10 protein-coding genes are annotated in these 13948 nt (G+C 53.5%); 5 read left to right on the forward strand and 5 right to left on the reverse strand.

Going from position 1 to position 13948, the window contains the following annotated elements; translation table 11 throughout:
• The first annotated feature begins 263 nt into the window (after nucleotides 1-263).
• Entirely contained in the window at nucleotides 264-1394 is a 1131-nt protein-coding gene (locus Q0349_RS00120; RefSeq protein WP_298078675.1) for a Fic/DOC family N-terminal domain-containing protein, read from the forward strand.
• 162 nt (nucleotides 1395-1556) lie between these two features.
• On the opposite strand, the gene Q0349_RS00125 is transcribed toward Q0349_RS00120, so the two are convergent.
• A complete protein-coding gene (locus tag Q0349_RS00125) occupies nucleotides 1557-2171 on the reverse strand; it encodes an L-threonylcarbamoyladenylate synthase (protein ID WP_298078677.1) in 615 nt (204 codons plus the stop codon).
• A gap of 65 nt (nucleotides 2172-2236) precedes the next feature.
• Here Q0349_RS00125 and pheA point away from each other — a divergent pair, with 65 nt between their 5' ends.
• The 4 genes from pheA to Q0349_RS00145 all read left to right on the forward strand — a co-directional run bounded on the left by pheA (nucleotide 2237) and on the right by Q0349_RS00145 (nucleotide 6377).
• Complete coding sequence (pheA, locus tag Q0349_RS00130) at nucleotides 2237-3337, forward strand: prephenate dehydratase (protein ID WP_298078678.1); 1101 nt, start codon at nucleotides 2237-2239, stop codon at nucleotides 3335-3337.
• A gap of 138 nt (nucleotides 3338-3475) precedes the next feature.
• Nucleotides 3476-4411: a DnaJ C-terminal domain-containing protein gene (locus Q0349_RS00135; RefSeq protein WP_298078679.1), complete on the forward strand. Its 936-nt coding sequence runs from the start codon at nucleotides 3476-3478 to the stop codon at nucleotides 4409-4411.
• 4 nt (nucleotides 4412-4415) lie between these two features.
• Complete coding sequence (locus tag Q0349_RS00140; RefSeq protein WP_298078680.1) at nucleotides 4416-4676, forward strand: chaperone modulator CbpM; 261 nt, start codon at nucleotides 4416-4418, stop codon at nucleotides 4674-4676.
• Nucleotides 4677-4724: 48 nt separating this feature from the next.
• Nucleotides 4725-6377 carry a formate--tetrahydrofolate ligase gene (locus Q0349_RS00145; protein WP_298078681.1) on the forward strand — a complete coding sequence of 551 codons (1653 nt, stop codon included), beginning with the start codon at nucleotides 4725-4727 and terminating at the stop codon, nucleotides 6375-6377.
• 397 nt (nucleotides 6378-6774) lie between these two features.
• On the opposite strand, the gene Q0349_RS00150 is transcribed toward Q0349_RS00145, so the two are convergent.
• The 4 genes from Q0349_RS00150 to Q0349_RS00165 all read right to left on the reverse strand — a co-directional run bounded on the left by Q0349_RS00150 (nucleotide 6775) and on the right by Q0349_RS00165 (nucleotide 13809).
• Nucleotides 6775-11907: a putative Ig domain-containing protein gene (locus Q0349_RS00150; RefSeq protein WP_298078682.1), complete on the reverse strand. Its 5133-nt coding sequence runs from the start codon at nucleotides 11905-11907 to the stop codon at nucleotides 6775-6777.
• Between the two features lie 169 nt (nucleotides 11908-12076).
• Nucleotides 12077-12595 carry a hypothetical protein gene (locus tag Q0349_RS00155; protein ID WP_298078684.1) on the reverse strand — a complete coding sequence of 173 codons (519 nt, stop codon included), beginning with the start codon at nucleotides 12593-12595 and terminating at the stop codon, nucleotides 12077-12079.
• Between the two features lie 164 nt (nucleotides 12596-12759).
• On the reverse strand, nucleotides 12760-13242 hold the full coding sequence (locus tag Q0349_RS00160) for a hypothetical protein (RefSeq protein ID WP_298078685.1): 483 nt from the start codon (nucleotides 13240-13242) through the stop codon (nucleotides 12760-12762).
• Nucleotides 13243-13362: 120 nt separating this feature from the next.
• Nucleotides 13363-13809 carry a hypothetical protein gene (locus Q0349_RS00165; protein ID WP_298078687.1) on the reverse strand — a complete coding sequence of 149 codons (447 nt, stop codon included), beginning with the start codon at nucleotides 13807-13809 and terminating at the stop codon, nucleotides 13363-13365.
• Nucleotides 13810-13948 lie beyond the last annotated feature (139 nt).

A 13948-nucleotide genomic window follows, 5' to 3' on the forward strand; every position in this document is an offset into this window, starting at 1 on the left:
CCATCGGATTTTTCTATATCAACTACGGATTTGTTTGAGGCAGCATACATTTTAGAACACCACCAAAAAGACAAATTTCGGCGCACCGCCCGGCGCATGACAACGGTTGCGCGATGGTGGGGCAAGCCCCACCCTACGCGCTTTTCCCTTTTTCCGTATTTGTGACTCATTTTTCGCCAAATTTGAGGCACAAATGTTTTTGTGGCGCATGGATGGGGTACAATTCCGTTTGTGCATCAAAAAAACGGAAAAACGAGACACAAATGCCCGACCTCACCATTGACCTCAGCCACGCCGTGGACTACCACTACGGCGCATTTCCGCCGCAATCGCTGGATTTACCACGCTTTTTCAACGAAATTCTCACCGCTGCCGAATCTCTGGCGCGCTACGACCAGATGCTGAAAACGCTGCACAACAGCGAAATCCTGCTTGCGCCGTTGCGCAGCCGTGAAGCGGTTATCTCCTCGCGCATCGAAGGCACCATCAGCACGCTTGATGAAATCCTGCGTTACGAGGCAGAGGCCGAAGCAGAGCAGACGCCGCGCGAGGTGCGGCAGGACACCATCGAAACGCTGCTCTATCAACGCACGCTCAAATCCGCGCAACACATCCTGCTGGTAGGACGCCCGCTCAGCCCGCAGCTCATTCGTACCATGCACCAGGGCTTATTAAGCCTGGGACGCGGCGCGGAGAAAACGCCGGGGCAGTTCAAAACGGCGCAAAATTACATCGGGCGGCGCGGCTCACGCCAAATTGATTTTATTCCCATTGCCCCCGAACATTTGCAGGCCGGACTGGATTCGCTTTTCCGCTATATCAATGATGAGGACGATCACCATCCGCTGATTAAAACCGCCATTGCCCATATCGAATTTGAGGCGCTGCACCCGTTCAAGGATGGCAATGGCCGTATCGGCAGAATGCTGATTCCATTACTGCTTTGGCAAATGCGGCAAATCAGCGCGCCGCATTTTTATATCAGTCACTTTTTTGAAGAACACAAAGACGAATATATCGAACAGATGCGCGCCGTTTCCGCCAATAATGACTGGTCGGGCTGGTGTGCCTTTTTCTGCCGTGCCATTCACACGCAGGCGCAACAAAACATGAAAATTGCCGAGGAAATTACCGCGCTTTACGAAGACATGAAAACCCGCCTGACGGAAATCCTTGCTTCACGGCAGACCATTCTGATTCTGGATGCGCTCTTTACCCAACCGGTATTCAAAAGCAGCCGTTTTGCGCCCGCGAGCGGCATCGTCAAATCCTCGCTGCAACGCCACCTCAAGCAACTGGAGCAGCATCAGATTATTGAGGTAGTGGAAGAAGCCGCAGGCAGCCGCCCCGCCCTTTACGCCTTTGAGCCGCTGCTGCGGTTGGTGCGTATCTGACATTTGTGTCTCATTTTTCGTCCAATTTGAAACACAAATTTTTTTGTGGCGCATCCGTGCGGCACAAATCCGTTTGTGACCCATTTTGGCGCGGAAATGGGTCACAAAAAAACGCCCGCTATCCCGCAGCGGGCGTTTGTTTTATCCGGCAGCAAACCGCACTCACGTCAACCCGGAAGCATCCCCCGCGCCCTGGCGCAGTACGGCAGGCGGCATTTCGGTCAGATCCAGCACCGTGGTTGGGCGCAGTGGCACGTCGCCTGCGTCCACCATCAGCGCCACCTGCCCGGTCACGGCGGCGGGCAAGTCGTGAATGTCGGCCTCAAAGGCGTCGCTGTCAAAGAGCGAGACGCCCATCAGCGCCTCGCCGTGTTCGCGCAAAATCGCCTGCATCACCGGGTGGTCGGGGACGCGGATGCCGATGGTTTTGCGTTTGTCGTTCTGCACGCGGCGCGGCACTTCGCGGCTGGCAGGCAATATGCAGGTAAAGGCGCCGGGGAACAGCGTCTTCAGCAGGCGGAACTGCACGTTATCGACGCGGGCGTAGTGCGCCAGCCCGGTCAGGTCGGCGCAGAGGATGGTGAAGGGGTGGTCGCGGTCAAGGGCGCGGATGTGGCGGATTTTTTCGGCGGCGGCCTTGTCGTCCAGCTGGCAGAGCAGGGCGTAGCCGGAGTCGCTCGGCGCGATGACCACGCCGCCCGCGCGCAGGGTTTCAACGACGCGGGCGATGTCACGCGGCTTGATCCGCGCCGGATGGATTTCGAGGGTTTCGCTCATGGGGTTTTCCGGGGTAATTAAGGAATGTGCGAGAATAACACGACCCGCCTGAACCGGAGCATCCGATGACTACGCCTACCCCGCTGCCCACCCTTGCCGAGCTGCGCGCGCAAATCGACGCGCTTGATGCCGAAATCCTCGCCCGCCTCTCCGCCCGCGCCCGCTGCGCGCAGCAGGTCGGCGAAGTGAAGAAGGCCGCCAATAGCGCCAAGCCCGATTTTTACCGCCCCGAACGCGAGCGGCAGGTGCTGGAACGCATCGCCGCGCTAAACGACGGCCCCTTGCCCGACCAGGAAGCGATGCGGCTTTTCCGCGAAATCATGTCCGCCTGCCTGGCGCTGGAATTGCCGCTGGAAATCGCCTACCTCGGCCCGGAAGGCACTTTCACCCAGGCCGCCGCGCTGAAGCAGTTCGGCCATTCGGTGCAGACGCGGCCAATGCGCGCCATCCCGGACGTGTTCAAGGCGGTGGAAAGCGGCGCCTGCAACTACGGCGTCGTCCCGGTGGAAAACTCGACCGAAGGCATGGTGACGCACACGCTGGACAGCTTCGCCACCTCGCCGCTTTTCATCTGCGGCGAAGTGCTGCTGCGCATCGGCCAGAACCTCTTGACCCACGCCGACACCCTCGCCGGCATCCGCCGCGTCTATTCGCACAGCCAGTCGCTGGCGCAATGCCGCAACTGGCTCGCGGAAAACCTGCCGGAAGTGGAAACCGTCACCGTCGCCAGCAATGCCGAAGCGGCCAAACTCGCCGCCGCCGAGCCGACCGCCGCCGCCATCGCCGGACAAATGGCGGCCGAACGCTACGGCGTGCCGCTGCGCTACGCCCACATCGAAGACGACGGCAACAACACCACCCGTTTCCTCGTCATCGGCAAGGACACGACCGAACCGAGCGGGCGCGACAAAACCACCATCCTCGTCTCCTCGCAAAACCGCCCCGGCCTGCTTTACAAACTGCTGGAGCCGATTGGCCGCCACGGCATCAACATGACCCGCATCGAATCGCGGCCGAGCAAACAGGGCATCTGGGAGTACATCTTCTTCATCGACCTCGACGGCCACCAGCAAGAGCCGAATATGCACAGCCTGCTCGCCGAAATCCAGGACAGCGCCAGCCTGTTCCGCGTGCTGGGCAGTTACCCGCAGGCGGTGCTGAAATAAGCACCAAAACTCCCTCCCTCGCAGGGTGCGCCAGCACCCGCAGCGGGGGAGGGCTGGGGAGGGGGTAGCGTCCGCGAACTTGCCGCCGATGCAAACCAGTCATACCACCCGCCTTCATCCACCACAACCCGCAAACCTATGAGCCAAAAGACCCACTACGACACCCTCGGCGTCGCCAAAGACGCCAGCGCCGCCGACATCAAAAAGGCGTATCACAAGCTGGTGCGCAAGTACCACCCGGACATCAGCACCGACCCGGACGCGGACAAAAAAACCAGCGAAATCAACCAGGCGTACAACGTCCTCAAAGACCCGGCCAAGCGCGCCGAATACGACGCCCTGCTTGCCAACCCCTACGCCGGACGCGAAGCGCCGGACTTTGGCGGCGGCTTCGGCGGCTACCACTTCGACGAACGCCACTTCGGCGACGGCCAGCCCTTCGGCAGCGGCGACTTCCGCTTTGACGACATCTTCAGCGCCTTCGGCCACGCGCAACAGCGCCGCGCGCAGCGCCCGACCACACCCATCCCCGGCGAAGACCAGCACGCCGAACTGGCGATAGACATCGCCGCCGCCTACGCGGGCAGCGAGCGCAGTTTGAGCCTGGAAATGCCGACGCTGACCGCCGACGGCGAAATGACCTACGCGCGCAAAACCCTGCACGTCAAAATCCCGAAAGGCATCAGCGAAGGCCAGCAAATCCGCCTGCGCGGCCAGGGCTTGCCGGGCTTCAACGGCGGCGAAAATGGCGACCTCTACCTCAAAATCCGCTTCCGCGAAGACCCGCAGCACTACGTCAAAGACCGCAAGGACGTTTACCAGCGCCTTGACATCGCGCCGTGGACGGCGGTTCTCGGCGGCACGGTAGAAGTTGCCACGCCTGCGGGCAAACTGGGGGTAAACATCCCGGCGGGCAGCCGGGGCGGCCAAAACCTGCGCCTCAAAGGCAAAGGCATTCCCGCCAAAGAGCCGGGCGACCTCTACCTCGTCCTCAACATCGAACTGCCGCGCGCCGTCGACGACAGCGCCCGCGCCCTCTGGCAACAACTCGCCGACCACTACGCCCAAGGATAAAACCATGAACGGACAAGACATCCAGCTCAGCTACCACGAAATCATCCGCGCCTGCGGCGACGACGCCGACTGGCTGGTGCGCATCATCGAAGCGGACATCATCCACGTCAGCGGCGACCCGCAGGCGGCGACCTACAGCGGCTACCAACTGGCACGCATCCGCCGCGCCCACCGCATCAGCCGCGACTTCGAGGCGAGCGCCCCCGCCACCGCCCTCATCCTGCAACTCCTGGACGAACTCGACGAACTGCGCAAGGGGCGATAAACCGCGCCCCTCCCTGCATCCCTGAAAACCTCACAACCGGAGCCAACCATGACCGACGCCGACATCGCCCGCGAAGCCACCATGCAGCCCATCAGCGCCATTGCCGCCAAAATCGGCATCGCTGAAGACCGGCTCGAACATTACGGCAAATACAAGGCGAAAATCCCGCCGCAAAGCGGCACGCCCGGCAAACTCATCCTCGTCACCGCCATCAACCCGACGCCCGCGGGCGAAGGCAAAACCACCGTCACCATCGGACTCGCCGACGCGCTCAACCGTCTCGGCAAGCGCACCATCATCGCCCTGCGCGAGCCTTCGCTCGGCCCGGTCTTTGGCATGAAAGGCGGCGCGGCTGGCGGCGGCTACGCACAAGTGCTGCCGATGGAAGACATCAACCTGCACTTCACCGGCGATTTCCACGCCATCGGCGCGGCCAACAACCTCCTCGCCGCCCTCATCGACAACCACATCCACCACGGCAACGCGCTTGACATCGACCCGAAACGCATTACCTGGCGGCGTGCGGTTGATATGAACGACCGCCAACTGCGCCACATCATCAGCGGCCTCGGCAAAACCGTGGACGGCACGCTGCGCCCGGACGGCTTCGACATCACCGTGGCGAGCGAAGTCATGGCCGCCTTCTGCCTCGCGCGCGACCTGGCCGACCTGAAAGAGCGCCTCGGCGCGATGATCGTCGCCTGGAACCGGCGCGGCGAACCGGTGTACGCGCGCGACCTGCAAGCGCAAGGCGCGATGACCGCGCTGCTCAAAGACGCCATCAAGCCCAATCTGGTGCAAACCATCGAAGGCACGCCGGCATTTGTTCACGGCGGACCGTTTGCCAACATCGCCCACGGCTGCAACAGCCTCATCGCCACCCGCAGCGCGCTTGCCCTCGGCGAATACACCGTCACCGAAGCGGGCTTTGGCGCAGATCTTGGCGCGGAAAAATTCATCGACATCAAGAGTCGCAAAGGTGGGCTGAAACCCGACTGCGCCGTCATCGTCGCCACCGTGCGCGCGCTCAAATACAACGGCGGCGTCGCCAAAGACGCGCTTGGTGCGGAAAACGTCGCCGCGCTGGAAAAAGGCCTGCCCAACCTGCTCAAGCACATCGACAACCTGAAAAACGCCTTCGGCCTGCCGGTGGTCGTCGCCATCAACCGCTTCCACAGCGACAGCGACGCCGAACTGGCGCTGATTGAGCAAACCTGCGCCGAACGCGGCGTGAAAATCGCCCTGTGCGAAGTGTGGGCGCACGGCGGCAAAGGCGGCGAGGCGCTCGCCCGTGCGGTCATCGACACCTGCGAACACGAAAGCAGCCGCTGTGCGCCGCTCTACCCGGACGACCTGCCGCTGGTGGAAAAAATCCGCACCATCGCGCAAAAACTCTACGGCGCAGCAGACATCGCCTTAAGCGAAGACGCGCGCAAAACCTTGCAGGATTTGGAAAAACTCGGCTACGGCAACTTGCCCGTCTGTATGGCGAAAACCCAATACTCGCTATCGGACGACCCGAAAGCGCTCGGCTGCCCGCAAGGCTTCACGCTCAACATCCGCGAAGTGCAAATCGCCGCCGGCGCAGGATTCGTCATCGCCATTACCGGCACCATCATGAAAATGCCGGGGCTGCCGAAAGCACCCGCCTCCAACCATATTGACGTTGATAAAGACGGCAACATCAGCGGCCTGTTCTGATCGCCTTTCGCCACAAAAAACGCGCCTTTTGGCGCGTTTTTTTAAGAACCTGTTCAAAATTCAGGTGGATAACCGGGATTGTGAAAAAGCTCTAAAGCACAGCCGTAACCGCCCGTGTTGTTTATGATGGCGGGCGGCTACAGTGAGACGGTGCCATATTTCATTGCGGGTTGTTTTGCGCGACAGTATCAATGCCGCCGTGTCATCGCCCCAGTTCGTAGGTTGGGTTAGGCGCTTGCGCCGTAACCCAACGTAGAAATTGTTGGGTAACGCGCGTTCCTCGCTAACCCAACCTACGAACCAACCGCGTCAACTACTGCTCCAATTGTCCCTATATTTTGAAGATTGCCTGCGTGGGCTGATATTACCGGCGGCGAGCATAGTATAAAAAACACCATCACATTACACCGTGCTGATGATTCCCCAACTGCCGCAGCAAATCATCCACCGCATGATGATCCAGATTCACATCGGCAAAGCGGAAATGCTCGATACGACCATGACCCGTGTGGTTTTCAATCACAACCGAGCCGCCGTCATGCGCAAATTCCAATACCAAATCATTACCGCGCAGCAGAAAATGCGTATCGCCCTGACGAATACCATCCAGAATTAGCGTATCCTTGCCATGACTGTCATGAATCGTGTCATGGCCATCACCTGCGCGATAGTGGTATTCATCATTGCCCCAATCGCCTTCCATACGATCATCGCCCCTGCCGCCATCCAGCACATCATTGCCGAATTTGGCCTTCAAATAATCATTGCCGTCCTCGCCAAACAGGCGATCATTAAAATTGCTGCCAATGAGCTGATCATCGCCATCCTTGCCATGCACCGTACCGCCGCGCCATGACGTTTTTACCGATTGCGGCGGCTCAGTCAAAGCCAGCGAAAAATCCGCGTGCGCCTGATTGCCAAGCGGGTCGGTAGCAATCAGCGACAGCGACAAATCCGGCGCGCCCACCGGCGCATGACCGGAAACCGTAGCGCTCGCCGCATCAAAATGCAGCCAGTCGGGCAATGCTTCGCCATTGCCTTGCAACAACTGCAAATTGAGCGGATCACTTTCCGGATCAACAAACGTATCAGACGGCAATTGAAAGCTGAAATCCTGCCCTTCCACAGCGCGATGAGGCTCAAGCGAATGCGCCACTTGCGGTGCGGCATTGACCTGCAAGGTGAAATCCGTAAAGGCGCTTTCCCCGGCATGATCCGTCCCGGTCAGGCGCAAATGAAGCAGACTGCTGTCCGCAGGCGCATGGCCCCTAATCGCGCCGGTCTGCGCATCGAATTGCAACCACTCCGGCAGCGCAATGCCATCTGACAGCGTCAATTGATACACAAGCGTCTCGCCATCCGGGTCGCTGATGGCATCGAGCGTAATTTGTCCGCCAATATCACTATCCGCTTTGACTGCCAGATTGGCCAAAGGCTGCACCACCTCTGGCGGGTGATTGTGCCCATGCGGCAGGTCATGCCGGAAGAAATCGTGATGATCCAGCACAGAACCATCCGCAAAAAGAATGCCATTAATAAAATGCCACGGCTCTGCTTCAGAAAAATGCTTGAGTACCGTAATCTGGTTGTCGCCTTCCAATGTGCGAATAATCAGATCATCATTCTCGCGGATAAATTCGATTTCGTTCCGGTTGTGTGCATCAAACTGGATATAATCAACGCGGTCTTTAATCCGGTCATTATTGTCAATAATGTCATGGCCAAAATCACGCTTGAAATAATAAAGATCATTGCCCATGCCACCATTCAAATAATCATTGCCGGTACCACTGCGCAGAATATCATTCCCTTCGTCACCAAAGAGCCGGTTGGTACCGCTGACACCATACAATTCATCATTGCCTTCGCCGCCCAGCAGCGTGTCATTACCCGCATTGGCGTAAAGAATGTCATTGCCCTCATCGCCATGCAGCTCGTCATCGCCATAGCCGCCGTCTATCTGGTCATCGCCGCGGCCACCAAAAAGATGATCCGTACCATCAGCATTGGGGTCAGCATCTTGCGTGTCTAACGGCCAATCGCCCCATAACCGGTCATTACCGTCGCCGCCATAGACATAATCATCACCAGCGCCCCCGGCAACCTTGTCGTTACCATCATCACCATAAACAAAATCATTGCCGAAATAGCCAAGTACGGTGTCATCACCTTCATCACCATGCACCGTATCAATACCGTTACCACCATCAAGATAATCGTTGCCAGCACCGCCAGAAAGGAAGTCATCGCCGGTAAGTACATAGGGATTTTCCCAGGTGGATTGACCGTTATCGCCATAAAGGCGGTCATTGCCTTCTTCACCATACAGATAATCCGTTCCGGCATTACCAACGAGCAAATCCTTGCCATCGCCACCGTGCATATAATCCGTATTGCCAGCACCAAAAATTCTATCGTCTCCCCCGTCACCGGACAAAAAATTTACCCCGTCAGGCTTCATGTAATTGTTTTCCGGCAAATCGTTGTCATAGCCGTAGAGTTCGTCATTGCCGTCTCCACCCGATAACATATCGCCATCGCCACCATTACCGAACATGACATCATCACCTTTACCTCCTTCCATAGTATCCGCACCCTCCATATCTGCGGGGCAATAATCGCCATCGCCAAACATAAAGTCATTACCGTCATCGCCATAAAGAAAATCTCCATGTGCACCACCGCGCAGCGTATCCTTGTCCGCGCCGCCATGCAGGTGATCTACCCCGTAACCGCCATAGAGTTCGTCTTCGCCTTCATTACCCCATATCTTGTCATTGCCAAAAAAATTTCGCGCGTCATCCGGATGATTATAATCTCCCCAAATCGTGTCATTACCGGAACCGCCATACAATTTGTCATTATTACCGCCGCCCATCATGACATCATCACCATCATCGCCAAAAATAGTATCTTCACCCTGAAACTCACGGGGAAGCTGGTAGCCGGGCAAAATGGAAGCGTTGCTTAACTGGTCGCCAAACAAAAAGTCATCGCCTTTATCGCCGTGAATCGTATCATTATTGCCACCACCGATAATCGTGTCTTTCCCGTTGCCGCCATTGATGGTATCGCGACCATGTTTGTCAGCACTTACGCTATTTAAGCGTCCCGGCGAAGTTAGACCATCGCCATTGATAAAATCATTCTCTCCACCGCCTTCAATAAAGTCATCCCCGCCCATGCCATAAATTTCGTCCTTGCCACGGCCAACACCATCATAACTGCTGTTGCCATCCCGTTCTTCATTATGCTCCTTGTCGCCATAAATAAAGTCATTGAGATTGCTGCCGACAATCTCGTCGTTGCCATCAGCACCATAGAGATAATCCCCGCCGGTTTTGGCGTCATCTTCTTTGGTAGGAGAAATACCATCTGTTGTCTCGACGTCATCTTTATCTTTATAGACGCCCCAGGTCGTTCCTGCCTGAATGACCGATTTCCCGTATTTCGGCATTTCCCAAAGCTCATCCGGGCGTCTGCGCTCCCGTGCGGTCAAATCTGAATTGGCATAAATAAAATCATCACCGCGACCGCCATCAATAATGTCGGAGCCACCGCCACCGGCAATCAGGTCATTACCCTCACCGCCATAAATACGGTCATTATTCGGGCTGCCGCCGAGGGCATCATTGCCGCCCTTGCCAAAAATCCGCCAGCTCTCCTTGCTGTTTCTGTAGTTGATAACGTCCGCAAAGTCCTGTTCGGCAATGCCGTCATTGATGACGCCATCAGGATTGCGATCATACCAGCGGGGGTAATATTCACCGTAGCGCCACTTGTCCATCTCCGGATGATTGTTCTTGTCAATGATTTCCGTATGCCAGTCGCCTTCACTGCGCCCGCCTTCTTTCGGCTCACGGTCATTGTATTCCGGCAGGACAAAGCCCATGCGGCCATTCTCCATTTTTGCCCAGCTACGGATGACAAAATGATTGTCAAGGATGGGCTCATTGAATACCAAATCGCCGTCTGCCGTCAAAAGAACATTCCATTTGTTGCCATTGATATAAACGAACCAGGCATTACGCACACCAGGCACGCTGGTAAAAGGCTGCTTTGCCAAATTCCTGCCATCTATCTCGATAATACCACGCCCATCGCTGTCAATGACCGTGTCATCAAATTTGGTAGAGGTATTGAAGACATAAGTATCCATGCCATTGCCGCCATTCAGCGTATTCTTGCCGCCACCCCCTTTGAGGGTGTCATTGCCGCCAAGTGCTACCAGTTTGTCATCGCCGCCATTGCCAACCAGAACATCATTTTTCGGGCTGCCAAAAATTATGTCATTTCGCTCGCCGCCTTCCATACCCTGGCTGCCGTTATTGAAGATGACGCGATGACCTTCGCCCTCCGAACCACGGGAAAAGCTGGTTTCCTTGTCTCCGCTTTCAAAGGAGACCTTGTCATTTTCCTGGATACCAAATTCTTGCCGGATGGCATTGATCGTCCTGAGCGTATAGTCGTCGTCAACCTTGAATTTCTCCGCCAAAGACTCAAGCAGCATCCATGCCCTTGCCTGAACCCACTCATCCGAATAATCATCCGGGTTGATACTGTCATAAGCGGCTTTCAGTTCCTTGGTAGGATAGGATACCGCCAGCGGGTTCAGATTTTCCAGCGCATAAATAATGGCCTTGGCGGTGGAAATATCCCCGCTATGTTTGCTGTCATGCAGTTTGTCCAAAATATAGCGGGTACTGTCATTCAGCATGGTAATTTTAAATCCGCCCATTTCTATCGGATTATTATCTTTGTCTCTGAATTTTCCATAATATAAGAGACTTAGAATATCTTGATAATTTTCACTATTAATTACTATGCCTGTTTCTTCGCCCATATATCCTTTAAGAATCCATTTTGCCATGTTTGCTCCTCCTGCATTCTTGACAAGAGCGTCGAATTTTGTTTTTTCATGAAAGATAGGAACATTGGGATCTCGCGGTACCTGCATTCCCGGTTCAAAGAATGCCCAAATCACATCATGATGATAGCCAAAGAACAGCTCTTCTAAAGTCATTGACTTTCCCGTCAACATACTAATTGCGGTATAAGTCAATCCGACAATAGCCGCCAAAGCAGCAATTGGTTGTGCGCCCGGGATAGCTGCCAAGCCTGATGCCAGTGCTGTGCAGACTTCTCCCAATTCTGCATCGGCAACCGGTTGGGTGAATTGGTTATCATCTGTAGCCCTAGACAAACCTGAAAGCGTAACCTGAACCATCCCCAGCATTGCAGAAAGCGCACTACTGCTTGCGGCTGCGGCAGTATTGCCTTTATAGTGATACCATGCTTGTTGAGCATCGGCCACGGTATTTATGCTTTGTACAAGACCAGATCCATATGTAAGCCTCATATTTGTCCAATTGTCAAAAGTTCCTTTATCAGTAAATAATAAACTTTCTCCACTAGATAATGTGTTGCTACTTGCGCTAGCACCACCTTCCGCTAAAAATTCTATTTTGTTATTTTTTGCCCATGCAAAAAAATCTTTCGCATTTTTAAAAATCAGGGTAATAGATGCCATAATTTGCTCCTTGTTAAATTGTAAAACGACTTTGGTTTATAGGATTTAGTTTTTCTACATTAGGTTTATATCCGATGACGCCTAAGTATTTTATTGCAACAATTAGTGGTCAACGCAGTTACTAGCCTAAGAGAAAAGTTTTTTGGCTCACCTTTGGCTATGTTAAATATCACCAAGTATAAGTTACTCCTTGTTCTTGTTTGAATTGTGAGAAGAATTTTTCATCGTCAGATTCAAGATATTCCCATGCAGTAACCCTGCAATATCTGTAGCCTTTGACTGCCTTCTGTTTTATCCGCCCATTGGCAATGCGTATGGTTGCTGATTTGAGGTAAAACTTTCCTTTTTTAACCGCCTTGTCGTTGCACCATATGCTTGGCGTACAATGACATTCAAAGGTTTCATTGTTATAGATTAACGCGAAAGCATACTGTTTGCCATAAGGAATTCGGCTCACCATAGTCGGCCCAACCGAGGGGATTATTTCTATTTTCTGCTTCTCTGTTGCAACAATAGACTTGGGCTCACCGTAATTTTCATCGGTTTTGGTTTCGCTGGCTATATCATTGGTAACCAAGATATAAACAATATACAAGATTACCAATACGGCTAAAACCTCGGTTACTTTTTGTGCTGGCGTAATAGTGAGATTGGATTCTCCAGTTTGCCGTTTCTTATAATCAGGCATGAATTACTCCTTGTTGAAAATCAAATAAGCGGACCTGTTCTCAGTTGGGCAAAGCAAGCAAACATTTACTTGCTTTTCCTCCTTTATTAGCGGCACTTGTACCACCATTATTGAGAGTTTCAAGCTTGTTTTCTTTTGCCCAAATCAAAAACTCTTTTCGATTTTTAAAGAAAAGCGTTAATCCACCCATTGTCTCTTCCCTTATTTAAAGTTTCAATCAATTCTTTATCTTCTTGCAGAAGATAATCCCAGTCTATTATTTGACAATAGCGCTTGCCACCAATATGCCGTATTTTTATCTTGCCGTCCGCAATACGTATTGTTGCTGAACGCAGGCGAATTTTTTTAATTTTTTTATAAACCTCCTTGTTACACCATGGTGTTTTTGAACAGGAACAGTCAAAAGTCTCGTCATTATAGTGTAAGAATGGACTTATTGTATATCTAGTAGAATATCTGGACATACTGGTAGGTTCAGGTACTAATTTAATAGTTATCTCATGCCCTTCAGTTGCATATATCTTTATGGGATCACCATAATTATTGTCTGCCGGCGTGCTACTATCGACGTGGAGTATGTATATACCCAGCAGGCCAATAATCACGGCAAGCAAGACATCTTTGTCAAAAATGGCAGAGGAACTCATCAATATATACCTTCATTTTTGCGTACCTTTGTTCAGCAAGAACAGTCTGTCTGTCTATCTTTTTTATAACGCTCTTGGCGGTACCAGGCGGGTAGCGCAATCCGTCCGTCAATACTCCTGTTAGTCATCATCATCGTCTGCCCAAAAGGTATCATCATCTTCGTCCTCCCAAAGATAGTCATCTTCATCATCCCAAAATTCCTCATCCCCGTCGTTGCAAAGGCGATCGTTTTTCATATTATCCCAATAAGGATCATCCTCCATGCCACCATAAAGGTAATCATCTTTGTCAAAAATACTGTCATCCACAGACACGGCATTACATACAAGATTCGGGAAAAAGCGATAATTTACATCACGAGACAGATCTGATATGACTTCTCTGATATAGAATACTAAAAGCGTCTCTACACTCACCAGCACGTTATCCAGTGCATTCATTCTGCGGTGTCGTGCTAAGGGTTTAACATCTGTTTCAAATTGAACATAAGCCTTCCCTTCATGAATCTCTATCTTTATTTTGGCGTCGTTCGCGTGCGCAGACAGCCAGTTATTGGCGGTGCCCATTCTGCCATGATGGATAGTAATAAATTCATACTAGACCTCTTTCCAAACTAAGCTATTTCAAAATTGCAGATGGCAGCAATGAGTGTAAAGCGTAGCGAAAAACGCCGAAGCCGATTACGGTAACGCCCCGCGACCATTC

This window comes from uncultured Cardiobacterium sp. (assembly GCF_938028185.1).
In the GTDB taxonomy this organism is placed as follows: Bacteria; Pseudomonadota; Gammaproteobacteria; order Cardiobacteriales; family Cardiobacteriaceae; genus Cardiobacterium.

Excerpts from the sequence above, each read along its gene's own strand:
- pheA (WP_298078678.1), top strand. The coding sequence starts at position 2,237 with ATGACTACGCCTACCCCGCTGCCCACCCTTGCCGAGCTGCGCGCGCAA.
- Q0349_RS00145 (WP_298078681.1), top strand. The coding sequence starts at position 4,725 with ATGACCGACGCCGACATCGCCCGCGAAGCCACCATGCAGCCCATCAGC.
- Q0349_RS00140 (WP_298078680.1), top strand. The coding sequence starts at position 4,416 with ATGAACGGACAAGACATCCAGCTCAGCTACCACGAAATCATCCGCGCC.
- Q0349_RS00135 (WP_298078679.1), top strand. The coding sequence starts at position 3,476 with ATGAGCCAAAAGACCCACTACGACACCCTCGGCGTCGCCAAAGACGCC.
- Q0349_RS00165 (WP_298078687.1), bottom strand. The coding sequence starts at position 13,809 with ATGGGCACCGCCAATAACTGGCTGTCTGCGCACGCGAACGACGCCAAA.
- Q0349_RS00125 (WP_298078677.1), bottom strand. The coding sequence starts at position 2,171 with ATGAGCGAAACCCTCGAAATCCATCCGGCGCGGATCAAGCCGCGTGAC.
- Q0349_RS00120 (WP_298078675.1), top strand. The coding sequence starts at position 264 with ATGCCCGACCTCACCATTGACCTCAGCCACGCCGTGGACTACCACTAC.
- Q0349_RS00160 (WP_298078685.1), bottom strand. The coding sequence starts at position 13,242 with ATGAGTTCCTCTGCCATTTTTGACAAAGATGTCTTGCTTGCCGTGATT.
- Q0349_RS00155 (WP_298078684.1), bottom strand. The coding sequence starts at position 12,595 with ATGCCTGATTATAAGAAACGGCAAACTGGAGAATCCAATCTCACTATT.
- Q0349_RS00150 (WP_298078682.1), bottom strand. The coding sequence starts at position 11,907 with ATGGCATCTATTACCCTGATTTTTAAAAATGCGAAAGATTTTTTTGCA.